Genomic DNA, 24,283 nt, shown 5'->3' with positions numbered 1-24,283 from the left:
CTTATAATTATCAGCTCCTTATAGACCAGTTTAGGTTTGTTTAGTTGTTTTTAGCAAATTTTAATATAATACAGCAGTAGCATCTTTATCTTTTTGCGATAATACTGTTGCACCTGATCCGCATTGGCCACCATTCATAAGTGATAGGGCATCCGTTCCGGTAACACCAGGTACATTTGTAGCGGTCGATTCGCCCTGGGCTGCCCAATTGGTATGTCTGAAAGAAATACAGTGACCGAATTCATGGCATATCGTTCTTGCCCGTTGGGCAAACGAATTACCAGCAATGTAATTTTTATTGATTTTAACCAAAGCACCTGCACTTCCTCCCGAAGGGAACTGTCCTTGCCCACAAACACCATTTCCTAAATTTTCATCTTTGATCAGGATGTCATAAGGTGCTGTGGTTACAACGCTAAAACGTAAGGTGGAATTTGGAACACCATTCCATTGCGCAATTGCACTATTGATCTCACTGCTCATAGAAGTCATAGACGGATCTACAAAAATTCTAATGTTTAGCTTTTTAGTGCTGTTTACAATGCTTCCGGTATAATACTGTTCGGTTTTAGCCCCAGTGCCATTGGCAGGGATTTCCATGTTTTTAGGGAATGTAATATCTTCTTCTACGATAAATTCATTTCCATTATCAACAATACTTGTTGCAGGGAAGCCCAGGTCTTTAATATACTGCAAAACTTTGTCCGAATTTTTTACCGTTTCTTGAGGCTCAGTGATCGATTCCTGATTTTTTTTACAGGCTGCAATTACCACTGCAACCATGGCAACGATGGCAATCTTTTTTAGATTATTTTTCATGAAGTTTAAGTTAGTTAAGTCCTTTCGGAGCTGATAAACAAATGTAACGGAACTTGTTACATTAATTTTTGGCTGTAGGATAATTTTACACGAAAACTTAATCAATACGGTTTGTAATGTTTAAAAGCTGTATTTGTATTTAAAAATTTACATAAACAGTCTGTTTTACCGATAATATTTTAGTTAAATAAGCGTTATCAAGGAAACCAAGATTAATTCCATATCGCTTACCAATCAAAAAAAGGTTACTACCAGTTAATTCTTCTTACCTTGCCAAATTATGGCCAAAAAAGCCCAAATTTTATAATATGCAAAATGAGAGTATAGCCTTACAGGCGAAAGTGTTTTTATACCATTTAAACAATGCCAACAACGAAAATGGTTTTCGGGCCAAAGAATCGTGGAAGTTTAGCCAGGTAAGTGAGCAGGGAAAGGCCAAAATAGAACACGATTTCTTCCCTACGGTTTCTGTTCAGGTAGACCCAAAAAAGATACATGATTTTGCAGCAAGCGTATTATTGCAGCTTAAAGAGCAACCTAAAATTAATGTGCCGGATCTTAATGTTAGTATCCAAACCGGATCGGAATATTTTATTGCTTTTTCTCCTGACAGGATGATCAGGTAAGACTGGAAAATGCATGATGTGAATATGGACTGAGATGATGAAAACACTTTATTTAAAAATATTTTTATGTTGATTTTTACACTGCCATAGGGTTGTCAGTGGCCTGTATTTTCTTTGTGTAACTAAAACAAAAAAGACATGGTACAGGAACAATTATTCGCAGAAACAATGGAAGAAACTTCCCTTGTGTATTTAATGAAAAATTATGCAAACTATAATTTCTGGGCAAATTTAACCTTGGTAAATTGGTTAAAAAATCAACCGGAAGAATTATTGGAGCAGGAAGTATTATCGAGTTTTAAAAGTGTAAAGTTAACGCTCGCCCATATTTTACAGGCACAGGAGTATTGGTATTCAATTCTCACTAAAACCGAATTCGAATTTCGTGAATATGGAAGTTTGAATGATATTTTTGATGCGCTGTTGAAGCAGTCAGAAAACTTAGCTGTTTATATTACAGCAATCAGTGAAGATAGATTTAATGAGAAAACAGAAATCCAAAGCCCTTGGTTTACTTCCGACTTTCAGAATTTTGAATATGTATTACATGTTTTCAACCACAGCACCTACCACCGCGGGCAGATCATTACCATTTGCCATAATTTAGGAATAACAGGTGCCCCAATGACCGATTATAATTTTTATAATGTAATGGCGAAATAAAATACCATTCGTTAAATAATGGCTTGTCGGAAAATCTCATTCAATACGGATCTTCCGACAAGCTTTTTTGGTATATTAGCTACCTGCTATTATTTTTTATTGTCGTATTTTCTTTGATTGTCCTTGTTGGAAGTCTGATCTGACCGTTGTCCACCCCCATTGGTTATTCCCTGGATTTTTTTATCCGTTTTAACATCATGGTTAGCCCGATCAGCTATTGAACTGCCTTGAACTGTTGGATTGTTTTTTGGTGTGCTCGTATTTTTCATAACTCAAAGATTTAGTGAATAAATTGCAAAGCGCTATGATAACAACCAATATATTCTCGGATATGTTTTGATTTTTTGAAATTGTTCGTCATTGCTAGAGAAGCCTTTTCTGCCGACGAGGCAATGACGAATACTGTTATGAACCAATGGCCAATGAACTAATGACCAATGAACCAGGTTATTAGTACAATAAAAATATAGTAGGCTGTTTATGAAGATCTATTTCCTCTTTGCGCCAATTATAAACACTTTGAGTTTTAATAAATTCATCTTCTGCCGTAAGATTGCTGGCTACACAAACCTGCGTATTGGGTTTGCAGCTTTTCAGCACTTCTTCAAAAAGCTGGTTGTTGCGGAAAGGTGTTTCGATGAATATCTGTGTTTGTTTATAACGGCTTGCCGATAAATCTAAATCTTTAATCCGTTTGGTACGTTGCTCTTTATCGATCGGTAAATAACCCCAAAAGGCGAAACTTTGGCCGTTAAAACCTGAGGCCATTAAAGCCAGTAAAATCGAACTTGGCCCCACCAATGGCACCACTTTAATGCCACGTTTATGTGCTTCGGCAACAATGTCAGCTCCAGGATCGGCAATGCCCGGACAACCAGCTTCGCTCATTAAGCCTACGTCTTTTCCGGCAGCAAGCTCAACAAAAAACTGACCTAAATCTGTCCGGTTATGTTTGCCATAATCGTGCACGATCAAATCTTTTTGCGGTGTTTTTAAACCAGCCTCTTTCAAAAAACGACGGGCTGTCTTACTGTTTTCTACAATGTAGGTATCAATCTGGTTAATGGTATCAACCAGATAAGGGGTAAAAGTTTTATGTGCTACCTCTTCGGCCAATGGTACGGGAATAAGGTATAGAGTGCCTTTTTGCATGCTACAAAAATACTCACAATAAATAGAATTTAAGTTCTAAAGTTTACGGTACTGGCAATATAATCTCTTTTGTAAACAAAGGTGTAGCAAATTTTATTTCTAACTGACTTATTTTCTGCACAATTAAACTTGGCTTAAAACGTTAAATATTAGTTAAATATGCTTCATAAGGCAATATTTGAAGGAAAATACGGAAACTATGCATGCATATTAAACCTTCTGCATTTTTGGTTCTCTAATTGATACACACACATTAGGTTATTAAAAATAAAACACACAAATGAAAACACTGAAATCTACGGCAATTGTGCTGGGGCTGTTTGCGCTCCTTGCCGGAACCACAACCCTTGTCAGGGCACAAGACTACCAAAATGATTACCAGGACGATGGTTACAGCACTGGCAATATTTCTTTACAAACTTTTTACGACGAACTTTCGCCATATGGCACCTGGATACAAGATCCTCAATATGGATATGTTTGGCGTCCGGATGTAGATCAAAGCGAATTTCGTCCATATTATACAAACGGACGTTGGGCGATGACCGAATACGGTAACACCTGGGTTTCCAATTACGACTGGGGCTGGGCACCTTTCCATTACGGTCGTTGGGTAATTAACAGTTACAGACAATGGATCTGGTTACCTGATACCAATTGGGGACCAGCCTGGGTAGATTGGAGAAGCGGTGATGGTTATTACGGATGGGCACCAATGGCGCCAAGTATTAGTATTAACCTAAGTTTTGGCCGCCGCTACGTAGTACCAGAATTTTGCTGGAACTTTATTCCACAACGTAATATTTATATCAATACTTTTCCTAGATATGATTACGGACGCAATAATGTATACATCCGCAACACCACCATTATCAATAATACGTATGTATATAACAGAAGAACATATTATGGTGGCCCTAGGGTTGAAGATATAAGACGTGCAACCAACAGGGATGTAACCGTTTACAGGTATGCGCAAAGCTCAAGACCTGGTGCGAGTAGGGTTGGCGGTAGAGAGGTTTCTATTTACAGACCAAGACCTGAACGCAATGCAGTGGATAACCGTAATGCTGCACCAAGAAGATTTGAGCAAGGCAATGCTGGCATTAGCAGGGGCGGAAGGAATGAAGGTTATACCAGTCGCGATCAAAGAGGTGGTAATAGCAATAATAACGATAACCGTTTCGGATCGAGAGGGGATAACCGTACCGGGCAACCTGATAGGAACAACGGTACCAGAGATAATAATAATCAGCCTAATAACAGAGGCGAAGTTTATAATAGAGATGCTAACGGACGTGTTAGCCGTGGCAATACCAACGGTATAGACGGAAGAAACGGACAAGATAATGTAAACCGTGGTCAGGATCAGCAACGTTTTGAGCAGATGAGACAACAGCGTACGCAGCAAGACCGTATGAGCCAGGATCAGCAACGTTCACAACGCGATGTGCAAACGCAGCAACGTGGTCAGGCAGATCAACAACAACGTGCGGCTCAAATGGAGCAACAAAGGGCACAACGTAACGAGCAATTTCAACAGCAGCGTACGCAACGTGATGCTCAGGTACAGCAACAACGCAATGAGCAGATGCAACAGCAAAGAAATGAGCAAATGCAACAACAACGTGCCCAACGTGATGCTCAGGTACAGCAACAGCGTAATGAACAGATGCAACAGCAACGCGCACAACAATCACAGCAACAACAGCAGGAACGTGCACAGCGTGATGCCCAGGCTCAACAACAAAGAGCACAACAGCAGCAGCAAATGCAACAAAGACAAGAACAAAGAAGAACAGAAGCACCACAACAACAGCAACAAAGAGGTGGTGAAAGAAGCGGCTCTGAAGGAGGAAGACCATCAAGAGGTGGTAGAGGATAGATTGATAAGTCCCGATGAAAATCGGGACTTTTTTATTTTAAAGACTTTTTGGGCTTAAACCAGGAAGGTAAGGGATTTCTTTCTGTTTGGGCTTGGAAATGAACATTCAGCGTCACTTCGGCAACAACAGTCCCGTTATCCGCTATAGCTCCGATGAATCCCGATGTAAAACCGGGAGGAGGCTGCCGCTGCTACCGGGTTTAGAAACAAAGGTTTGTGCAGCTAAGCACTCAGCCCAAAATAGTACTATCTCACTAGCCACTTAGACCCGATTGGAGAGAGCACGCAATCCCAGTTTTTCAACTGGGATAAGTAAAACGGAAAGCGGGGAGAAACTGAAATAGTTGCAGAAAATAGCTCTCCAAAGGCTTAATGTTTATTTTATGCCGAAAATAAGTATCGGGTAATGCACTTTTTCCAACTGTGTTTACCTTTCGACTACGCTCAAGGAGACAACCCAAGGGAAGATTGGTTTACTGCCCAGCCGCCGTATGAAGGTTACTTAAATCAGTTCCCCTAAAAGTGCTTTCGGCATTTGGGTGCAGGTTTTCGGGATCGAGTAAAAAAGTAGCTATCCCCAGTTCCAGCCCAAATTTAATTTCCGATTCTGCATCATCGCCTATAATTAAAATATCATCCGTGTTTAAAGCGTATCTATCAATAAGTAGTTTAAAAACTTCCTTTTTGTTGGTGGTCGAAACATCCACAACGTGTACGGCTTCAAAATCATCAGCGATGCCCAGCATCTTTACTTTTGAGGTTTGCTGTTTCGGAAAACCCGCCGTTACAATAAATTTTCGGCCATTAAGGCTTTTAATGTAATGGTAATCATCGCTCGGCTTTAAGGGCTTGGTTACCTCTCTATTATGCAGATATGAAATCACCTCAGGCATTATCTCTTCCTTAAAACCATATTTTTTAGCCACTTTTACAAAAGGCGTTCTCAACATTTCCCCTTTTGCCAACTGAAATTTTTCATCGCTTATTCCTAAATCCAGGCTTTCTAAGTAACGGTAAAGTTCACTCATCAATTGTTCTTCGTTAGGTTTGGTAAAATAGATGGTATTGTCTAAATCGATAAAAAAAATATGCTTCATGTAAATGGAATGATTTATGTTAGAATAAAACCAAAACAACAAGTGCCAATTAATGTTTAATTATTAAATAATAAAGTTATGACAAAGGAAACAAAAATTATAGTAGGCGTATTAGCTGGAGCAGCACTTGGTGCAACAATCGCATTGGCATTATCTTCAGACTCAACCAGCGATTTAAAAGGTAAGGTATCAGATTTTTTTGCTGATCTATTAGATGCTTCAAAAGATAAATTAGCGGGTTTAACAGATAAAGCTACAGGTGTAGCAGATAAGGTGAAAGATAAAATAGCAGAAATAAATGCATAAAGAATTGGAAGTGCCGGAAATATCCGGCATTTTTATTCTATATATTTTCTAACCACCATTTAGATGAACATTGCTTTTCATGGTGCCGCCCGTACTGTTACGGGGAGTAAGCACCTTATTACCTTAAAAAACGGCACTCAGATTTTATTAGATTGCGGCTTATTCCAGGGGATGGGCCGTGTTACCGATAAATTAAACGACTTTTTCGGTTTCGATGCCAAAAAGGTTACCTACCTGGTTTTATCACATGCCCATATAGATCATTGTGGCTTATTGCCTAAATTGGTTGCAGAAGGATTTGAAGGTAAGATTTTCTGTACCTCTGCAACTATGGATCTGGCCCGCATTTTAATGATGGATTCGGCCAAAATCCAGATGCAGGATGCTGAATTTTCTAACCGCCATCTGCGCGAAGGCGAAGAAATGGAAGAACCGCTTTACACTGATGAAGATGTTACCAAAACGCTTGGTCTGATGAAGATTGTGGAGTATGAAGAAGATTTCGAAATTGAAACCGGAATTCGGCTAAGGTTTACTGATGCAGGCCACATTTTAGGCAGTGCTGCTGTTCACCTTATCATTACAGAAGACGGAAAACCTACACGGATTACCTTTTCTGGAGATGTTGGCCGTTATGGCGACCTGCTTTTAAAAAGTCCGCAACAATTTGATCAGGCCGATTATATCTTAATGGAATCTACCTACGGCGATTCGCTGCATAAGGATCTGGATCCGATCGAAAACATGCTCTTGGAGATTATTAACAATACCTGTAAAATTAAAAAGGGAAAAGTTATTATCCCAGCCTTTGCCGTTGGCCGTACCCAGGAACTGCTTTATGCTTTAAATGGGCTGGAGTTAAAAGGTAAATTGCCCGATGTACCTTATTATGTAGATAGTCCTTTATCCTCAAAAGCGACTGAAATTCTTAAAAACCATCCTGAAGTATATAATAATGGCGTTAAAGAGACTTTAAAGGTAGATCATGATATATTTGGTTTTAAAGGTTTGCGTTTTATCGAAAGTGTAGAAGAATCGAAAGCTTTAAATGCCGATCCCAGGCCATGTGTAATTATTTCGGCATCGGGAATGGCTGAGGCTGGCCGTGTAAAACACCACATCAGGAATAATATCGGCAATCAGAAAAATACCATTTTGATGGTAGGATATTGCGAACCTAAATCGCTTGGCGGCAGGTTAATTGCCGGACAAAAGGTAGTAGAAATTTTCCGCGATGAATATGAGGTTAAAGCTGAAGTACGATCGATAAAATCGATGAGTGCACATGGCGATTATGAAGATTTACTGCAATTTTTATCAGGTCAGGATCCGGCTAAAGTAAAACAGCTGTTTTTAGTACATGGAGAATACGAAGTGCAGCAACATTTCGCCGGCAAATTGAAAGATGCAGGTTTTAAACATGTGGCTATCCCCGAGTACCATCAGGTATTTGAGATTGAATAATTTTGAGGTGCTGGTCTGGGTTTTAATCCGGACCTTTATAAGATCGTCATTGCGAGAAGGCTTTTTCAGCCGACAGCCTGTCCCGACCTCGGGAAAGCAATCTTACAACGATCGCTATTAGCTTGTGCTTTAAGATTGCTTTGTTGCCTTGCAATTGACGACTTTCTTATGGAATCAATTAATAAAAAGTCTGTTCATTAGTTACAGATGCGTCGTGCCTTCGCATGACATCACACGTCTCACCTCATCCATCTTCCATTTTTCCTATCTTTGCCCGCATGGATGTTTTTGGTAAAGCGTTAACAGATATTTATAGAACAGGCGAGGCTGATACGCTTTGGTTGCACAATTCGTATGGAGAACCAGAAGAAATGCCTTTAGAATTCTTCTTCCGTGATGATGAAGATATGCCCGTTCTAGAACTTCAGGCGTTACACATGTGCAGCGGAAAGGTATTGGATATTGGTGCTGGTGTAGGCAGTCACGCTTTACTTTTACAGGCTTTTAATATCGATGTAACTGCTATTGATATTTCGGAAGCGGCTGTGGATATTATGAAAGCGCGTGGTGTAAAAAAAGCATTCATACAGGATATTTTTACCTATCAGGAGAAATTCGACACCATTCTCATGCTCATGAACGGCATCGGTTTAACAGGAACTTTGCCCGGTTTTAAGGATTTCCTGATCAAGCTAAAAGACCTCATCAATCCCAATGGACAGGTGATTTTCGATTCTTCTGATATCGCCTATTTATATGAAGATATGCCTAAACCGCAAAACCAATATTATGGCGAGGTATCTTATCAATATGAATATAAAGGCGAAAAAGGCAATTGGTTTAACTGGATTTATATAGATGAAGAAACCATCAAGCGTACGGCCCATGAAACAGGATGGGATGCTGAATTGATTTTTGATGATGGTGAAAATCAGTATTTGGTCAAATTGACTTTGGCGTAATAATCTAAAAGTCATAAAGCTTTTTGCACGTCTATTTTAAATGAGTATGCTCATAAATTTGTTAGATACGAATATGAGCAATACGAAAATTAAACTAAGTGTGTTAGATCAATCGCCGGTGCGCAAGGGTGTTACAGCCCGCCGTGCCATTGAAGAAACCACTATACTAGCACAAGAAACCGAAAGATTGGGATACCACCGTTTCTGGGTTTCAGAACATCACAATACCACCAGTTTAGCGGGTTCAACACCCGAAATCTTAATTGCGCACCTGGCCAATCATACCAAAACCTTAAGAATCGGTTCTGGTGGCATTATGCTGCCTAACCATAGTGCGTTAAAGGTTGCAGAAAGTTTTCGCTTGCTGGAGGTGATGCACCCTGACCGGATCGATCTGGGTATGGGGCGTGCACCGGGTACCGACCGCATTACGGCTTCGATGCTTAACCCCTCAAACAATTGGAGCGAGCAGGATTTTGTAGAACAACTGCGCGAGCTGCAACATTACCTGCATGACACTTCTGATGGTGGTATTCAGGCAAAAATAAAAGCTATTCCAATTGCTGAGACCGTTCCGCAACAATGGCTTTTGAGCAGCAGCGGACAAAGTGCTTTATTTTCGGCCCACTTTGGAATGGGCTTTTCTTTTGCACATTTTATTAATCCACATGGAGGACCACAGGCTGTTCAATACTACCGGGAACATTTTAAACCTTCGGTTGATTTGGCAAAACCAGTCGAAAATGTGGCGCTTTTTGTTTTCTGCTCAGAAGATGAAGAAAAGGTAAAACAGCAGGAAGCTTTGATGGGTTATCGTTTTCTCCAGTTAGAAAAGGGTGGAGGATTACCTTCGGTAGGCTGGAACGATATTAAAGATATCAGTTATAATGCTGCAGAACAGGAACGGATTAATGCCAATAAACCACGGATGATTTACGGTACCCCTGCAGAAATTAAAGAACGGCTTACCAAATTGGCTGCCGATTATGATGTTGATGAACTGATGGCCGTTACCATTACCGAGCATTTTGAAGACCGGATAAAATCGTACGGGTTACTTGCGGAAATGTTTTTGTAATGATAAATCGTCATTTCGACCGCAGTGCAACGTAGTGGAGAAATCTACTTCCATGGTCTGTGTCTCCACAGATCATTATTGCGGGTTTGAAACAAAGAGTTTTAATGTGGTCTGTGGAGACACAGACCACGGGATTAAAAATTAAAAAACGTTTGTCTGCCACCAACTTTTTGGCCAAAGTTTTGGATATTATAAGTAAGGGTGAGCATGCCATATCTGCCCAGGTTATTACTCTGCGTATCGATAACACTGTTGCCCGTAATCTGGATGTTCCTACGTACATTGCTCTGCAAAATATCATTCACCGAGAATTTTAACTGCGCCCTATCGTTTTTCATGAATAGGTAAGTGAGAGCAGCATTCCAGAATTTGATGTTATTGTTATATCGGGCGATTTTTTGATCATTGATGGTTAAAGAATAGCTGGTTTCGAAAACCAGTTTTTTTGGATAACGGATAATCAGTTCGGATGTGCTTTGGTGGGTGTTGTAGCTAATGTTAGTGTAATAGCTATCATCGTACCTGCTGCGATTCAGGTTTACCGAATACGACTGGTTAATTTCTACCTTATCGTTCAGGTTTAACCTTACACTTCCATTAGGACCTACATAAAACACATTTGCATCGCTCTCAATGTTATTCACAATAACCGGACTATGATCAAAATTGGCCCAGAAACCCAAACCTACTTTTAAACTTGTTTTATCTTTTTTGAAATCTTTCGAAATATTGGCCCCACCACTAAAATTATAAATACCGTTTTTATTAACCGGGTTAACCGTTTGTACACCATCTTTAATGGTAATAGCGTTAACAATGCCGTTTTTTGTGAAATTACCGTAACCGTATAAATTGTAATTGATCAGGCTTTTAGGATCATATTTGTACATATTCATGCTTAAACCCTGCACACGGGCGGGCAGTAGATTTGGGTTTCCATTTCTAATGTAAAATGCATTGGTATTGTCGGCCACTGGCTGAAGATAACTTACATTGGGCTCTGTAAAACGGGCCGAATAATTAAAGCGGAATATTTTATATTTTAATTGAAAGGTTGGCCACATAAAATTATAACGCTGATTAATATCTACAGTATTGGTAAAGCGGTTGTTTAACGAAATATAGTTGTGTACCAATCCCGGTTGAAGGTAAAGATCTTTAGTTACTTTATACCCAAGGCTGATGTTCGTATTGGTTTTAAAACCGGCCTGTTTAACTGTTTGGGATAAATTGGGAATGGCAATATCGTACAGCTGGTTAGCCGGATTGCGGTAAAAAGTGCTTAGTGCATTTTCGTTATTGATGATATTTCCGCTTACATCTGCTTTAAAATTCAGTTTTTTGCTGATTGGTTCGGTATAGTTGCTGTAGAGGTAAGACCTGAAGTTATCGATAGTATTATTTCTCAACTGATCGATCTCTGAAGTGGACGGGGTGAGGTAAAAAACACTGGTGCTTCTGTTGTAATTGATAACGGGATTTGGGGTTGCAGAAATATCGGCTCCTATATTGAAAGCTCTTCCAGCCTTTTTAAAATCCTTACTAAAATCGGCCCTTAACTGATATTTGTTGCTTGAAGTATTCAGGTCATTCAGATTATCGAGGGCATTAATGAGCTGACTATTCGCATTGTTGTTACGAGAAGAGACCTTGCTTACCGAATTGTTAGAACTTAGTACAATTGCCGGCTCGATAGTGAGTTGTGTTAAAGAATCGATTTGCCAGTCTAATTTTCCACCTATATTATGTTTCAATATCAGTGTATTGGTGTTTTCGCTGGCATTGGTAATCAACCTGTCGGTACCTAATGTTTGGTTGGTATTGGTGAGTTTCTCCAGAAGATTATCCGATCGGCCAAAGAAATATTGCGTATTAATTTTGATCCCCTTTTTAGTTAAGGTGTTAAAGTTAAAACCACCTCCAGAAGATGTCTGAACACCATTATAACTGCCGCCGAAATTAATGCCGTTAAACTCGAAATAACCTGTAGAATTCATCATCATGGAATTAATGCCACTTCGGTTAAAACCACCTATTCGCTGTACATCGTTGGGATTAAAGCCTGGCTGGTTAATGTTGTTGCCATAAGCCAAAATACTTACCTGTGTGGTATCCCTAAAGAAATTCATTAATCCACCGGCCTGATACAGGTCTTTTAAACCGCCGCCAGCATATAATTTGCCGAAAGCTCCTTTTTTAATCGCTTTTTTTAATTTTAAATTGATAATCTGTGGGATTTCTGCTGCCGTTAAATCCGGATCGCGTCTTTTGGCCTGTTTATCATCAACCACCTGCACTTTATCAATAATGTTGGCAGGAAGGTTTTTAGTCGCAATCTGCTGGTCGCCACCAAAAAATTCTTTTCCGTCTACTAAAATTTTACTCACTGCTTTACCGTTAACCTGGATAGAACCATCGGCTGCAATGGCAACGCCAGGAAGCTTTTTTAACAGATCTTCTACCACAGCTGATGGCAGGGTTTTAAAGGATTCTGCATTAAATTCTATGGTATCTTTACGTACAACTACGGGTGGCCTTTCTCCCGAAATTACAACCTCGTTTAAGTCATTTGCCTTAACGGAGAGATAGAGGGTGCCCAAATTTAATGCGGGATTGGCCGCAGTTAGTTCAACCTCTTTTCGGTATGTTCCATACTGCCATGCGGTTACCACTAAACGGTATTTTACACCTATGGTTAAGCCATTGATTTTAAAAACGCCTTTATCATCCGATAATTTATAAGTGCTCAATATACTATCTCCAACTTTATATACCGAAATTGTTGAGTAATTTAAAGTGGTCTTGTGATTGGCGCTATCGGCTAAAATTCCGGTAATACTTCCGTTTTTTTGTGCAAATAAATTAAAAATAGCTAAGGTAAGGGCGATTGAAAGTAAGAGTTTCTTCATAGATGTATTAAATAACAAGCTAAAATTAGGCGCTATGCTTTTATGGTACAGATAAATGTGATGAACGATATAAAAAATGTGATGGACTAAAAATCTAATAGACGTACTGGTTGACTAAACGTTGCACTTAACTAAAACAACTAATCTTTTAGGTAAAAATAATTGCCTTAAGGTGTTTTTGCAAGTACTAAACGAAAAAATTACATAGCGCTAAAAAGAAAAAGCCCCAGGCTAGTGCAGTGGGGCTGAGAAAGCGCATATTATTAGTTTAGTACAAGTCGTTATAATTGATGATTTTAACTTCGGGATTTTTGGCTAAAATTTCTTCCATCCATTTGCGATGCGAGGCACCAACGCCTACCACAACCCTTTTTGCTTTTTTTGCCTTTGCCTTATCGATGATGTTTTTGCACATGCCTTCGTTTCTTAAAGTCCATTGCGCAATCATCTCTTTTACCGTCTCGGTCGGAAAACCTGCGTAACCATAAAATGACGGCCACCATAAAAGTTCCAGGCTTCATCCAATACACCGTATTTCACGGTATTCATTCCTGCATATGGATCGGCATTGAAAACCTTCGCTTCAGCTTCACTGTAAGCCCAATATTTTTCTATGGCTTTAACGGTAGCGGCTTCCTGTGAGGTGCTATCAGCTTTCGCTTTGTTGATTAAAATTTTGTATAAAGAATCTGTTTTGCCCCAGGCTTCACTCCATGGTTTATCATAAGTTTGGCAATCCATGTTGTAAATCCGATCTTGTTTTAATTGGTAAATAAGAGGGAAATAGATTTTGCTATACTCACTTCCAGGTCTGCAGAAACCTTTTTTCTTTAATGAATCGGTACTTCCGAACATTTTTGCATATTCAACCTGCTCTTCTTTGCCAAAGCTTTGTTTCATGTAATTTTCGAGTACAAAGATTTGATAATCGGCATTGCCCCTATCCCAGTTTTTAGCATAATTAACGGCCAAATCCATTCTGGTTTTATGGTAGTAGGCAAATTTAGCGAGCGCTTTCTGGTCATTTTTAATTTGTGCACCAATATTTTTGGGAGATACCGGATTTAATTTTTCTATATAATCATGCCCTTTTCTAAATGCTTTTTTGGCCCAGTTGTTTTCTTCCAGATTGGCATAATCGCTTTGCGGAAGGTATTCGCCAAAAACCATATCGGGTTTAAAGTTCTTAAGCTTATCAATTATGGCCTGAAAGTTTTGTGTCGATTTAGAATTGTCGTGGGCAGAGCCTACTATAACAATTTCGATTTGGTTCTGGGCATTCGATTTAACCGCAACTGCGATTAACAATAAAAATGCTAAGCTGAGTTTTTGTATAGTTTTCATAATGAATCTTGTTTTGGTTTTTGTTGATTCAAAGATGAGCATACACACTTGGCTGCCATATTTAATTATCCCAATGGCTTATTATATTATCCCAACCGGTAAAAAGGAAGCTGGAGACATTGAGGGCCTAGCATTAAGCGTTCGAATAGCAATTTAAGGCTTTGATCCTAAAAATGAGACTATTCCATCAGTTTCTGGTTAAATCCAACGATCAGTTTAAACAGATCTTTATACTCAGTAAGCGGCAATGTTTCAGGTTTATCGAATATGTCGTGGTAAGCAGACGGACCACCCTGAGTGTAAATGAAGAATGCAGGCACACCACTTTCGGTAAAGAAATAGTGATCGCTGTTGGCTGCTTTACCTCTGGAGCTTATTTTAGAGATATAATGATTTTGGTTGTTGATTGTGTTTAGCAAAGCAAATGCTTTAGGATAAACGGATGCATTAACCACCGTCATGCCCGCTTCACCGGTTCCAACCAAATCTAAGTTGATTAGGAATTTAATCTTGCCTAAAGGAATTAAAGGGTTTTCTACGAAATATCTCGATCCCAATAATCCGGCTTCTTCGCCAGCAAAACAGATAAAACCAATGGAGTAGGGTTGGGGATTGGCGGCATAATATTTGGCGAGACTCAATAAAGTGGCTACACCGGCAGCGTTATCGTTTGCGCCAGGGAAATAAGTTTCTGCACCCATTCCGCCCAAATGATCGTAATGCGCGGTAATGATTAAAAGGGAGTCAGGAAATTTAGTGCCTTTAACCAAACCGCAAACATTGGCAGCCTGAAATTCTGGAATGAATTTATTTTCGATGTCGACGCTAATTTCTTTGGGTATTGTGGTTAAGCTCTTTTTATTGATCTGGATCGTTGTTGAATCACCAACTTCTGTGGCTACAGACCAGGTTAATTTATCTTTTAATAAAATTTTTAACGATGGAGATGCCTGATAATTAAGACTATCAACCCCGGTTAAATCTGCTTTTTGTTTAACGCTGGGACTCTCATTGTTTACAATGAAATCTTTACCGGGGATAAGTTTTTGACCATTTATTGCCACCATCATTTTTCCCGGGAATGTATTTACTGGGAAATTAAATGTCTGCTTATAAGATTGACCCATTGGCAACAGGCCAATTTTTTGATAGACCGCTGCAAGGTAATCGGCAGATTTTTTCATCCCGTCTTTGGTATAACCTCTGCCCCAAAATTGCTTTGAAGTAAGGGTATTTATTACGTTTCTGGTATAAGTAGAATCTTGTGCGAAAGTGTTGATTGCTAAAAACAGGAAGATAATAAAGCCAAATTTTTTCATCCCGAAATTTAGTGAATTAAATTGTTATCAAACCTCGTGTTTTTTTACCGGCGCAATCTTAAACCCTATAATAACTGTGCTAAGGTGTCTTAGGGGCTCGATATTTTTTTGGAAATCAAGGTTCTGTGTGCTTCGGTTACGAAAGTCCTGCTATCACTTCAAGTCCTCACTCGTGTCTCGTTCCGGGCTTTCCGTTCTATCAGGTTTATTTAACTTAGGCCTGTAGTTCTTAAGTGTAAAAACGAAGCTAATCAAAGCCCCACAGGATATTTTGAATCCTGTGGGCTTGTAATATTGTAAATCTGCGTTGGGGATTGTAAGGTGTCTGTGCCGGTTTTCACCGGTACCGGAGTGCAGCGCAGCCCTGAAAAGCCCGGCCCTTGCGTAGCTTGGGAAACGCCCTTATCAATTGGCGGTTAATAATTTGAAGTTTAAACGGCTTATCGCTTGTAAGGTTTATGCAAAAAATGGTTGACAGTTAACCGGCCATTGCCATTAACCATCAACCACTCACTATAAAAGCAATTCTTTTACTTTGCCAAATAAGGCTGTAAAGCTGTTTTAATTTTTTCTTTGTTCTGGCTTGCTGTCCATTTTTCTTTAATAGATTGATCGCCCAGGTTAAAAAGTGTTTCGTAAAGCAATTTTCCATTTGCCATTGTTTGTACTTTGAATGTGTTTTGCGAACCAATAATATCAGCCCAAACACCGCGAACATCTGCCCAATAAGTTTGCTGGCTGGCCCACCATTTTTGCGCATATGCAAAAGTTTTAGGATCTATTTTTGTAAATTCTTCATAACCTTTTTCAACAGCTAAAAGTTTATCGCCACTGGCAGATCTTACAATTTTTTTATTGTCCTGCTCAAACATCCAACCGTTTTTAGTAATGGTAATTCTGCTGCCACGGTTTAACACATTATAATCTTTACGCACTGTAGATTCTCTTCTTGGTAGTGGAGAGTCGGTTTCGCTTGACCAAGAATCGTGACCGCCAACGTGGCTCCAGGTTCCGTAACCCTGATAACGAGGACTATCATCAACCTGATAAACTTTTTGCGTCCATTTTCCTTTTACATCGGCCGGTGTTAAATTGCCTTTTTTCCATGCATTACCTTCGGTATAAAGCATAATGTTGGTATCCTCATAAGTCCAGTCCTGGCGCCAGTGTTTAATAACTGTGGTATCGTTAATGGCCAGCATGTGTTGAATTACAATTCTTTTAGGTTCATCAACAATAATCTCTGCCCATTCGTTGCCATGGCTTTCGTAAGGCTTACTGAATTTGTAGTTTGGATCTGGAGCGGTAACTTCACCGTAGTTGAAATTCACTTCATAAAAACCAGCCAACGATTTTATTGCTTTTCTATCCTTTTCTAGTTTTTCTTCAGGAGAGTCGACTTTTGTTTGTGCATTAGTATTAAGGGTAATCAAACCGGTTAATACTAAAATTAGGTTTAAAAATTTCATTTTTATTATTAATTAGGGTGTATTTAGCTTTCCGCCGCTGCGGTATTTTTTTTCTTTTTTCCTTTCCCCCACCAGATGATGAATCCGGTTATGGGTAAACTTGCTGCAATCAAGCTTGCAAAAAATGCCATTATTTTTCCGGTCAATCCTAAAATGGCACCTACATGGATATCGTAGTTCATGCCAATTACAGTTTCACCACCATTTTTTTCTGATTGGTTTGTTCTATGCAACAATTTGCCGGAATACTGATCGAACTGAAGTACGTCGTAATTCCAAAACGTTTCCTTGCCCCGGTATCCTGTGGCGTAAATGGTTGCCGAACCGCCATTGGCAGGCGACATGGCAATGCGATCTTCATTTTTAAATATTTTTTTGGCTTGCTCAAAAGCAATATCAAAAGGAATTGCAGTAATGGTTTTGGTTGAATCTGATTTAACTTCTATCACTTTTGGAGGCGTTGTACTTCTCGATGCTACTACGTAAACTGTAGTTTGGAACCATTGAAATGCCCAAACCAGACCAGTTAAGGCCAGCATTAGGCAGATCAGCATTACATAAAAACCCAGCACATTGTGCATGTCGTAATTAATGCGTTTAAACTTGGCCTTCCATTTTATTTTAAAGCTCTTATCGAAGTTTGATTTTTTGAGGTTTTTAGGCCACCACATCACCATTCCAGAAATGAGGAGAAATACAAAAATGAAGGTAGACCATCCGATAATCTGCTGACCAATGGGGTGATTGATCAACAAACTCCAATGGATCATTTTAACTACCCCAAAAAACTCATATTTATAATCGGAAACTAAAGTTACTTTTCCGGTATAAGGGTTAATCAGCACAACATCATAATAATCGATAGAATCGAAATACCAGAATGCTTTGGGATCGCCAGGTTTGTAAACACCAAGTTCCCATGCCCTTTCTGGTGCTTTATAAGCAGAAACAAAGGTGATTTTCTTTTTATTCCCCAAAGCTTTTTCGGCATTGGCCTGTAGCACACTTAATGGTAGCGTTTTAGGATTTAATGGGACTTCGACAAAAATCTCCTTGTGGTGAACGAGTTCTGTAATTTCTTTTTGAAAAACATAAATACATCCGGTAACGCCTAACATGAATACAATTAGTCCGGATGCAATACCCAGCCACAGGTGCAGCCAGTCGCTGATCCGTCGTAATCGCGATTTTTTATTTTTTGACTTTATTGATGTTTTTGTTAGTGCCATTAGCGAGCTGTATGAATAAAAGAACCAATTAGCCTTTGTTAAGATTAATTGGCTTTAAATATTATAAAATTTTGGACTATTTAACTTCAGTAGTGTAGGTTACCAAATGCCAAACTTTATCGTAGTCTTTTCCATTTAATTTTCCAGGTGTTTTATCTTCTGTAAAGGCTTCCAGAAAATAATTTCCTTTTTGTTCTGGTTTGAAAGTGAATTTTCCTTCTGCATCGGTTTCAGTAGGTTGTGCTTTTCTTTCAGCGTTTACAACTGTTAACTTTTGTTTTGCAAAAGGTGTTTTGTTGTAGATTACCTGATGAACTGAAGTTTCACCCACTTTTAAGGCATGTTTGTCTGGCCTGATGGTTAGTGCTGCGGTAATGGGGAAAGCCGTGTTAATTTTTGCGTTTCCTACAGCTACATCTGCAAAGGCATAATATTCTATTTTAGCTTTTTCATAAACGGCGGCTACTTCGTGAACTACAGAGAGTTTATAGGTACCTTCCTGATCTGGAGTGAAACTTGCTTTAAAGAAACGTACATCTGGTACGGTGGTTAAAACCTTCGTTGTTCCGTTCGGAGCGATTAAAACCAGTTTAAATTCTTTTAAGTTGCTGAACCATTTTGCGGCAGAATCAGGTTCGTTACTTTCGTATTCTCCGAAGAAAACTTTCACTTCCTGTGCTTGTCCTTTTTTGCCTGTTGAGGCTGTTTCTATCCATAACGCATGTGCAAATGCACTCGAAATGCTAAAGGCTAGGAAGAAAAATAGTAATGAGATTTTAGTTTTCATGTTTTCTGGTTTTTTTAACCAGGAGAGACTGATCTGATCCAGCTTCTCCCGGTTGGTTTAATTAAAATTTATATGCTATGCTTACTCTGTAGTTTCTTGGTGCTTCGGCTTGCCATGAGTAGGCTGGTTGATCGTAGGTTGGAGCATTCCAGTAGTTGGTGTAATATGCACCACTATACAGATACTTGTCTAAAATGTTAAATACATTGGCGGTTATTTTTATTTTTTTATGTGACCAGAATAAGCCACCATCCAATTTGAAATAATCAGGAAGATTTTCATTTGCATTTTCACCGCTATAGGTGCCTACAGCCCTATCGGCTAAATAGGTAAAACCACCAGAAATTCCTGCTCCTTTAAGTGGGCCATTTTGTAATGAATAGGTTAACCATGCATTAGTGGTATGCTTTGAAAAACCTGGTACTACCTGGCCAACAAAAACGCCTGAAACTCCATCGGCAACTTTCGTTACTTTACCATCGGTATATGCATAATTTGCAATTAGATTTAAGCCTTTAGCCAATTCTCCACGTAAATCGAACTCTATACCTTGTGCTCTTTTTTCGCCAATTACAATACTGAAAGTTTCTCCAGCTTTGTTAAGTGGATCTGCAGTAAGTTCGTTTTGTTTGGTAATTCTGTATACAGATAAAGTGGTATTCCAACGACCGTTAAACCAATCTTTCTTGATGCCAAATTCTTTGTTATTTCCTGTAATTGGTTTTGCGGTACCACCATCCCGGAAAAAACCGGTTTGTGGAGTAAAAGCTTCATCGTAAACCGCATAAACAGAAGTGTTTTTATCAACCGATACACTTAAGCCAACCCTGGGGGTAACGTGTTTTGCTTTGTCTGCCGGACTGCCATAGGCCGATTGGTTAACATAGGTATAACGGCCAGCAAGGGTTAGGCGGACAATATTGTTAAAAAAACCTAATTCATCCTGAACATAACCACTCAGGTATTTTTGATCCATTAAGCCTCCTGCTGCAATAGCCCTTTGTTCTAATGGCGTAACACGGTCAAAGTTTGGATAACCGTTTGATGGGAAGCCATAATTAGGGTTGTATAAATTAAACGGAGAACTGGCGAGATCTAAATCGTGAGACTGACCCCAATCGGCCATATAATTTTTCTTGCCACCATCAAAACCAGCTAAAATGCGGTGTACAATACCTCCCGTTTTAACCGTTCCATTCACAAATAACTGCGCTAATTTCATACTGCTTTCGGCATCCCATATACCAACATTACGAATAATGGTGCCATTTGGATATATCGCCGACGGCCATGAGCTTGAACCATTTTGTAAATATTTATAATAAGCTGCTTGTGCGGTTAATTTCCAATTCTGACCTAGTTGTTGTGTTAGGTTCAATGTTAAACTATGGTCGTTTATTCGGGTAGGCTGTACCCCGGGCTGTGTTAAAGTAAAATCTCTAGGTAAGGTGGCATACCCGGCAGTATTAAAAATGTAATAAGAACCTACTTCGGTCATTTTTGCATTTTGCAAAGTATATTCTGCTGTTAGTTTAGTGCCAGGTGTTATTTGATAACTTAATACGGGTGCAAAACTGTAGCGATCATTTTGTTCGAATGGTCTAAACGATCCCTTGTTTTGTGCAGCTGCGTTTAACCTGAATAAGAATTTACCATCAGCTGTTAGCTTATGGTCGAGATCTATTGTTGTACGGTATAAATCGAAGCTACCGGCAGTAAACGAAACCTCACCCTGGTTTAAACCAGTAGGTTTTTTGGTCACCACGTTATACATTCCACTTGGATCGCCATTGCCAAGCATAAATCCTGCAGGACCTTTAACAAACTCAATATGGTCAACAAAGCTCATGTCTTCGGTTAATGGCCCCCAGTAAGATGAAACCACATTGAAGCCATTACGCATGGCCTGAATTTGCGATCCGCGCATTAAAATATTGGTGTACAGATCTCCCCAGTGTTCAAGGCGAACTGCACCACTTACATTTCTAATCAACCCATCGCTCATGCTAATGATCTGCTGGTCTTTAAGGATACTATTACTTACAATCTGAATGTTTTGCGGTGCCTCTAGTAGTGGTTCGTTTAATCTAAGTGTGGCAGAAGGTAAGCTTACTTTGTATTTTTGATTAATCCCCGCTATCGTAATTTCCTCCAGCGCCTGATCATTTTCTTTCAATACGAAATCGATAATTTTAGTCTCACCTGCAACGATCGTAATGCTTTTTTCTGATGCGTCGATGCCAACTGCAGAAGCTTTAATTATATAAGTTCCGGCTTTAACGCGGTTTATGGTGTATAAACCATTATCATCTGATATAGTGCCTTGACCCTTGCCCTTTAAACCAATTGAAATAAAGGCTGCTGGTTTTCCATTAGAAGTGCTAATCTTTCCCTTTATTGTTCCAAATTGTTGCGCAAATGAAAATAAGCTAAAGAGAGAGAGTAAGAACGTTAAGCTAATGGTTTTAATTTTATTCATTTTTTAATATTTATTGTGTTTTTAATTAGAATTTGTAGGTGACACTTCCAGTGAAGGTTCTCAGATCCTGAGGGTTCATGGTGCTGTAACCTGTCCAGTATTTTTGATTGGTAAAGTTGTCTGCTTTTACGCCGATCCTGAATCTTGAATGATCGTAAAATACTGAGGCATTGAAAACTTCATAAGCAGGTAATATAAATATGCCCTGACTCACACTGTTTACAATTTTATTATCGCTGGCATAATTACCTCCGGCACCTAATCCAAAACCTTTGAGCGAGCCTGCATTGAATTTATAACTGATCCATAAATTTGCTGAGTAGGGTGCTGCCGAATAAGCATCTCTTCTGCCTTCTACATCCGGCGATGCATTTTCTAAATGGTTATCGTTATAAGCGAAACCTGCAATAATATTTAAGCCGTTAATTGGGTTTGCAATAACTTCGGCTTCGATGCCTTTGCTGATTTTATTGCCATCCTGGATTTGTGCATTTGGATTTGATGGATCTCCGTTATAACCCCTAACAATATCTTTAACTTTAATATAATAGTAAGATACAGCGCCTGTTAGCTTGCCATTAAATATGTTTGTTTTAACACCGCCTTCAATTTGGTTCGCTTGCTCTGGTTTAAAAGCATTACCTTGATAATCTATACCGTTTAAGTTGTTAAAGCCGTTCTGGTAATTGGCAAATAATGATAGCTGATCTTTAATCGGCTGAAATACCAAACCGAATTTTGGAGAAAAAACAGTTTGTTTGTAAGCACCTTTTGGAGCCGAACCTGCACGGTCAGAATTACCTTTGTTATCAAACCTGTCTACTCTTAAGGCAGCTAAGGCGATTAACCTATCTGTTAAATTAATCACATCAGAAACATAAGCACTGTATGTATTGGTTTTGAAGTTATATGGATATTTAGGGACATTAGGAAGTGCCGCATAAAATGCTGCTAAATTTGCTTCGGTAAAATTATTGTAGTTGGCACCAGTTCCGTCTTTTTTGGTTAGATCAAAAGTATCGATCGAATAAAATAACTGATCGGAATTTTGACGTAAATAATCCAGGCCTAAAACCATTCTGTTTTTTACCGAACCTAAGTTAAAAGTGCCATTAAAATTTTGTTGTACCTCATACGTAAAAACCTTACTGTTATCGGTTGATTGATCTGCTCTTGATATCAAATCGGCACCTGGTGCAGCCATTGGGTTGCCCAATGGAGGATAATTGTTTGGGACTAAGAATAAATAAGTGCCACGGCCGTTGGAAAAACTATAATTGCTTGAAAAGCTGGTGTGAGACGACCAATTATCATTAAACTTGTAATTAGCCTGCCCGAAGAAGTTTGAGCTGTTGTATTTCTGCTTCATCGCATCAGCGGTGAAGGACTTATCGTAAGGTATGCCAGATTGATCCGCCCTATCAAAACCAAGGTCTTTTACGGGGAAATAGAAGAAAACGAAAGGTTTTAGGGTGCTTGTACCATTGGCAATTTCGGCATCGAAAACAAAGTCTAATTTATCGTTTACTTTATATGACAGGCTAGGTGCAATGAAGAAACCTTTATCGTAAACATTCTCCTGGAAAGAACCTTTGTAATTGTAAGACGTATTTAACCGGGCATAAATGTGGTTATCTTTATCAACAGGAAAATTGAAATCGGTACTAACCCGGTTAAAATCGTAGCTACCTGTCGAAAAGCTTACCGCACCTCCCATTCCTTCGAAAGGTTTTTTGGTTATGCGGTTAATTAGACCACCATATGAGGTTAATGTACTACCGAATAAGGTAGCAGATGGGCCTTTAATAAACTCTACATTTTCTAAGTTAGCAGCATCGTTGCGGCCGGTTACGTTACCAGCAATTCCATTTCTCAGTTTAGCCTGTACAATAAAACCTCTTGATGCGTAATAAGCACCACCATCACCTCCACGGGAGGTTGCTTCCCACATTTTTTGAACACCGGTTGCATTACGGGTTGCATCATCAACCGAAAATACAAGCTGATCGGCCATTGTTTCTTTCGTAATTGTGGTATAAACCTGAGGGTTTTCCAAATTATTTAGGGGCATTTTTGAAACAAATTCACTTTTCTTAGCGATATACTTATTTACGCCCTGGTTAATATTTACTTCATTAAGCTGATTTGAATTTTGGTTGATTACAAAATCGACAGTTTTGTGGTCTCCAGCGGTAATAACTACTGGCTTTTCTATATTTTGGATACCAACAGCCGATACCCTTAAGGTATAAGATCCTGGTTTAACTCTCTGGATTTCGAAAATACCCTTTTCGTTGGTTACATTCCCCAGGCTTTTTCCTTTTAAACCAACCGAAATGTAAGCAGCAGGTTTACCATCAGAAGTGGTAACAGTGCCACTTATGGTCGAAAATTGCTGGGCAAAGGAAAGTATACTGGTAAAAGTTAAGAGAAATGTTAAACTGAAAAGTTTGATTTTAAGCATGATAGTATTTATTTGGATTAATTCTAAACAGTCGCAAAATAACGATAGAAAATCCTATTATCCAAATTATTTTGAATTATTCTAAATAGTATGAAATGATATATGTTTATGGAGATTTTCGATTTGACGATTAGGGATTACTAAAAGATTAGTTTAACGTTTTAGTGGCAACTATGCTTAGATTTTTTCAAATTTTTAATATAAAATTCATATGCTAATTAATTAGCAGAA

At 39.0% G+C, this 24,283-nt stretch carries 20 protein-coding genes; 7 read left to right on the top strand and 13 right to left on the bottom strand.

Going from position 1 to position 24,283, the window contains the following annotated elements; translation table 11 throughout:
* Positions 1–60: 60 nt before the first annotated feature.
* Positions 61–819, bottom strand: a complete 759-nt coding sequence (locus tag ACN9MR_RS20820) for a M57 family metalloprotease (RefSeq protein ID WP_426326444.1) — start codon at positions 817–819, stop codon at positions 61–63.
* A 308-nt stretch (positions 820–1,127) separates the two neighbouring features.
* On the opposite strand from ACN9MR_RS20820, the gene ACN9MR_RS20815 reads away from it, so the two are divergent.
* Positions 1,128–1,445, top strand: a complete 318-nt coding sequence (locus ACN9MR_RS20815; protein ID WP_426326443.1) for a hypothetical protein — start codon at positions 1,128–1,130, stop codon at positions 1,443–1,445.
* Positions 1,446–1,583: 138 nt separating this feature from the next.
* On the top strand, positions 1,584–2,108 hold the full coding sequence (locus tag ACN9MR_RS20810; RefSeq protein ID WP_426326442.1) for a DinB family protein: 525 nt from the start codon (positions 1,584–1,586) through the stop codon (positions 2,106–2,108).
* Between the two features lie 89 nt (positions 2,109–2,197).
* On the opposite strand, the gene ACN9MR_RS20805 is transcribed toward ACN9MR_RS20810, so the two are convergent.
* Entirely contained in the window at positions 2,198–2,377 is a 180-nt protein-coding gene (locus ACN9MR_RS20805; protein WP_057931837.1) for a hypothetical protein, read from the bottom strand.
* Between the two features lie 181 nt (positions 2,378–2,558).
* Complete coding sequence (locus ACN9MR_RS20800) at positions 2,559–3,260, bottom strand: SAM-dependent methyltransferase (protein ID WP_029274984.1); 702 nt, start codon at positions 3,258–3,260, stop codon at positions 2,559–2,561.
* 280 nt (positions 3,261–3,540) lie between these two features.
* On the opposite strand from ACN9MR_RS20800, the gene ACN9MR_RS20795 reads away from it, so the two are divergent.
* The gene (locus ACN9MR_RS20795; RefSeq protein WP_426326441.1) at positions 3,541–5,145 is read left to right on the top strand and encodes a DUF6600 domain-containing protein; all 1,605 of its coding nucleotides are present in this window, start codon (positions 3,541–3,543) and stop codon (positions 5,143–5,145) included.
* A 473-nt stretch (positions 5,146–5,618) separates the two neighbouring features.
* Here ACN9MR_RS20795 and ACN9MR_RS20790 read toward each other — a convergent pair whose 3' ends face one another.
* The gene (locus ACN9MR_RS20790; RefSeq protein WP_426326440.1) at positions 5,619–6,242 is read right to left on the bottom strand and encodes an HAD family hydrolase; all 624 of its coding nucleotides are present in this window, start codon (positions 6,240–6,242) and stop codon (positions 5,619–5,621) included.
* Positions 6,243–6,320: 78 nt separating this feature from the next.
* On the opposite strand from ACN9MR_RS20790, the gene ACN9MR_RS20785 reads away from it, so the two are divergent.
* The 4 genes from ACN9MR_RS20785 to ACN9MR_RS20770 all read left to right on the top strand — a co-directional run bounded on the left by ACN9MR_RS20785 (position 6,321) and on the right by ACN9MR_RS20770 (position 10,052).
* Positions 6,321–6,548 carry a YtxH domain-containing protein gene (locus tag ACN9MR_RS20785; protein WP_057931833.1) on the top strand — a complete coding sequence of 76 codons (228 nt, stop codon included), beginning with the start codon at positions 6,321–6,323 and terminating at the stop codon, positions 6,546–6,548.
* A gap of 63 nt (positions 6,549–6,611) precedes the next feature.
* Complete coding sequence (locus ACN9MR_RS20780; RefSeq protein ID WP_426326439.1) at positions 6,612–8,012, top strand: MBL fold metallo-hydrolase RNA specificity domain-containing protein; 1,401 nt, start codon at positions 6,612–6,614, stop codon at positions 8,010–8,012.
* 224 nt (positions 8,013–8,236) lie between these two features.
* Positions 8,237–8,974, top strand: coding sequence for a class I SAM-dependent methyltransferase (locus tag ACN9MR_RS20775; protein WP_426326438.1), 738 nt, complete (start codon positions 8,237–8,239; stop codon positions 8,972–8,974).
* 73 nt (positions 8,975–9,047) lie between these two features.
* Complete coding sequence (locus ACN9MR_RS20770) at positions 9,048–10,052, top strand: LLM class flavin-dependent oxidoreductase (protein ID WP_426326437.1); 1,005 nt, start codon at positions 9,048–9,050, stop codon at positions 10,050–10,052.
* Positions 10,053–10,186: 134 nt separating this feature from the next.
* Here ACN9MR_RS20770 and ACN9MR_RS20765 read toward each other — a convergent pair whose 3' ends face one another.
* From ACN9MR_RS20765 to ACN9MR_RS20725, 9 genes are all read right to left on the bottom strand, one after another.
* Positions 10,187–12,961, bottom strand: coding sequence for an outer membrane beta-barrel protein (locus ACN9MR_RS20765; RefSeq protein WP_426326436.1), 2,775 nt, complete (start codon positions 12,959–12,961; stop codon positions 10,187–10,189).
* Positions 12,962–13,229: 268 nt separating this feature from the next.
* Positions 13,230–13,409, bottom strand: a complete 180-nt coding sequence (locus ACN9MR_RS20760; RefSeq protein WP_426326435.1) for a DUF5694 domain-containing protein — start codon at positions 13,407–13,409, stop codon at positions 13,230–13,232.
* A 5-nt stretch (positions 13,410–13,414) separates the two neighbouring features.
* Complete coding sequence (locus ACN9MR_RS20755) at positions 13,415–14,305, bottom strand: hypothetical protein (protein WP_426326434.1); 891 nt, start codon at positions 14,303–14,305, stop codon at positions 13,415–13,417.
* 179 nt (positions 14,306–14,484) lie between these two features.
* Positions 14,485–15,624, bottom strand: coding sequence for a M28 family metallopeptidase (locus tag ACN9MR_RS20750; protein ID WP_426326433.1), 1,140 nt, complete (start codon positions 15,622–15,624; stop codon positions 14,485–14,487).
* 530 nt (positions 15,625–16,154) lie between these two features.
* Positions 16,155–17,093, bottom strand: a complete 939-nt coding sequence (locus tag ACN9MR_RS20745) for a DUF6607 family protein (RefSeq protein ID WP_426326432.1) — start codon at positions 17,091–17,093, stop codon at positions 16,155–16,157.
* Between the two features lie 23 nt (positions 17,094–17,116).
* A complete protein-coding gene (locus tag ACN9MR_RS20740; protein ID WP_426326431.1) occupies positions 17,117–18,322 on the bottom strand; it encodes a PepSY-associated TM helix domain-containing protein in 1,206 nt (401 codons plus the stop codon).
* Positions 18,323–18,398: 76 nt separating this feature from the next.
* A complete protein-coding gene (locus ACN9MR_RS20735; RefSeq protein WP_426326430.1) occupies positions 18,399–19,109 on the bottom strand; it encodes a DUF4198 domain-containing protein in 711 nt (236 codons plus the stop codon).
* Positions 19,110–19,170: 61 nt separating this feature from the next.
* Positions 19,171–21,588, bottom strand: a complete 2,418-nt coding sequence (locus tag ACN9MR_RS20730; protein ID WP_426326429.1) for a TonB-dependent siderophore receptor — start codon at positions 21,586–21,588, stop codon at positions 19,171–19,173.
* Positions 21,589–21,613: 25 nt separating this feature from the next.
* Positions 21,614–24,052 (bottom strand): TonB-dependent receptor domain-containing protein, encoded by a 2,439-nt coding sequence (locus ACN9MR_RS20725; RefSeq protein ID WP_426326428.1) that lies wholly within the window; start codon positions 24,050–24,052, stop codon positions 21,614–21,616.
* Positions 24,053–24,283: the final 231 nt, after the last annotated feature.

This window comes from Pedobacter sp. R-06, assembly GCF_049913135.1.
Taxonomy (GTDB): Bacteria; Bacteroidota; Bacteroidia; order Sphingobacteriales; family Sphingobacteriaceae; genus Pedobacter.
This window is presented reverse-complemented; position numbering and strand designations above follow the sequence as displayed.

Excerpts from the sequence above, each read along its gene's own strand:
- ACN9MR_RS20820 (WP_426326444.1), bottom strand. The coding sequence starts at position 819 with ATGAAAAATAATCTAAAAAAGATTGCCATCGTTGCCATGGTTGCAGTG.
- ACN9MR_RS20815 (WP_426326443.1), top strand. The coding sequence starts at position 1,128 with ATGCAAAATGAGAGTATAGCCTTACAGGCGAAAGTGTTTTTATACCAT.
- ACN9MR_RS20810 (WP_426326442.1), top strand. The coding sequence starts at position 1,584 with ATGGTACAGGAACAATTATTCGCAGAAACAATGGAAGAAACTTCCCTT.
- ACN9MR_RS20805 (WP_057931837.1), bottom strand. The coding sequence starts at position 2,377 with ATGAAAAATACGAGCACACCAAAAAACAATCCAACAGTTCAAGGCAGT.
- ACN9MR_RS20800 (WP_029274984.1), bottom strand. The coding sequence starts at position 3,260 with ATGCAAAAAGGCACTCTATACCTTATTCCCGTACCATTGGCCGAAGAG.
- ACN9MR_RS20795 (WP_426326441.1), top strand. The coding sequence starts at position 3,541 with ATGAAAACACTGAAATCTACGGCAATTGTGCTGGGGCTGTTTGCGCTC.
- ACN9MR_RS20790 (WP_426326440.1), bottom strand. The coding sequence starts at position 6,242 with ATGAAGCATATTTTTTTTATCGATTTAGACAATACCATCTATTTTACC.
- ACN9MR_RS20785 (WP_057931833.1), top strand. The coding sequence starts at position 6,321 with ATGACAAAGGAAACAAAAATTATAGTAGGCGTATTAGCTGGAGCAGCA.
- ACN9MR_RS20780 (WP_426326439.1), top strand. The coding sequence starts at position 6,612 with ATGAACATTGCTTTTCATGGTGCCGCCCGTACTGTTACGGGGAGTAAG.
- ACN9MR_RS20775 (WP_426326438.1), top strand. The coding sequence starts at position 8,237 with ATGACATCACACGTCTCACCTCATCCATCTTCCATTTTTCCTATCTTT.
- ACN9MR_RS20770 (WP_426326437.1), top strand. The coding sequence starts at position 9,048 with ATGAGCAATACGAAAATTAAACTAAGTGTGTTAGATCAATCGCCGGTG.
- ACN9MR_RS20765 (WP_426326436.1), bottom strand. The coding sequence starts at position 12,961 with ATGAAGAAACTCTTACTTTCAATCGCCCTTACCTTAGCTATTTTTAAT.
- ACN9MR_RS20760 (WP_426326435.1), bottom strand. The coding sequence starts at position 13,409 with ATGATTGCGCAATGGACTTTAAGAAACGAAGGCATGTGCAAAAACATC.
- ACN9MR_RS20755 (WP_426326434.1), bottom strand. The coding sequence starts at position 14,305 with ATGAAAACTATACAAAAACTCAGCTTAGCATTTTTATTGTTAATCGCA.
- ACN9MR_RS20750 (WP_426326433.1), bottom strand. The coding sequence starts at position 15,624 with ATGAAAAAATTTGGCTTTATTATCTTCCTGTTTTTAGCAATCAACACT.
- ACN9MR_RS20745 (WP_426326432.1), bottom strand. The coding sequence starts at position 17,093 with ATGAAATTTTTAAACCTAATTTTAGTATTAACCGGTTTGATTACCCTT.
- ACN9MR_RS20740 (WP_426326431.1), bottom strand. The coding sequence starts at position 18,322 with ATGGCACTAACAAAAACATCAATAAAGTCAAAAAATAAAAAATCGCGA.
- ACN9MR_RS20735 (WP_426326430.1), bottom strand. The coding sequence starts at position 19,109 with ATGAAAACTAAAATCTCATTACTATTTTTCTTCCTAGCCTTTAGCATT.
- ACN9MR_RS20730 (WP_426326429.1), bottom strand. The coding sequence starts at position 21,588 with ATGAATAAAATTAAAACCATTAGCTTAACGTTCTTACTCTCTCTCTTT.
- ACN9MR_RS20725 (WP_426326428.1), bottom strand. The coding sequence starts at position 24,052 with ATGCTTAAAATCAAACTTTTCAGTTTAACATTTCTCTTAACTTTTACC.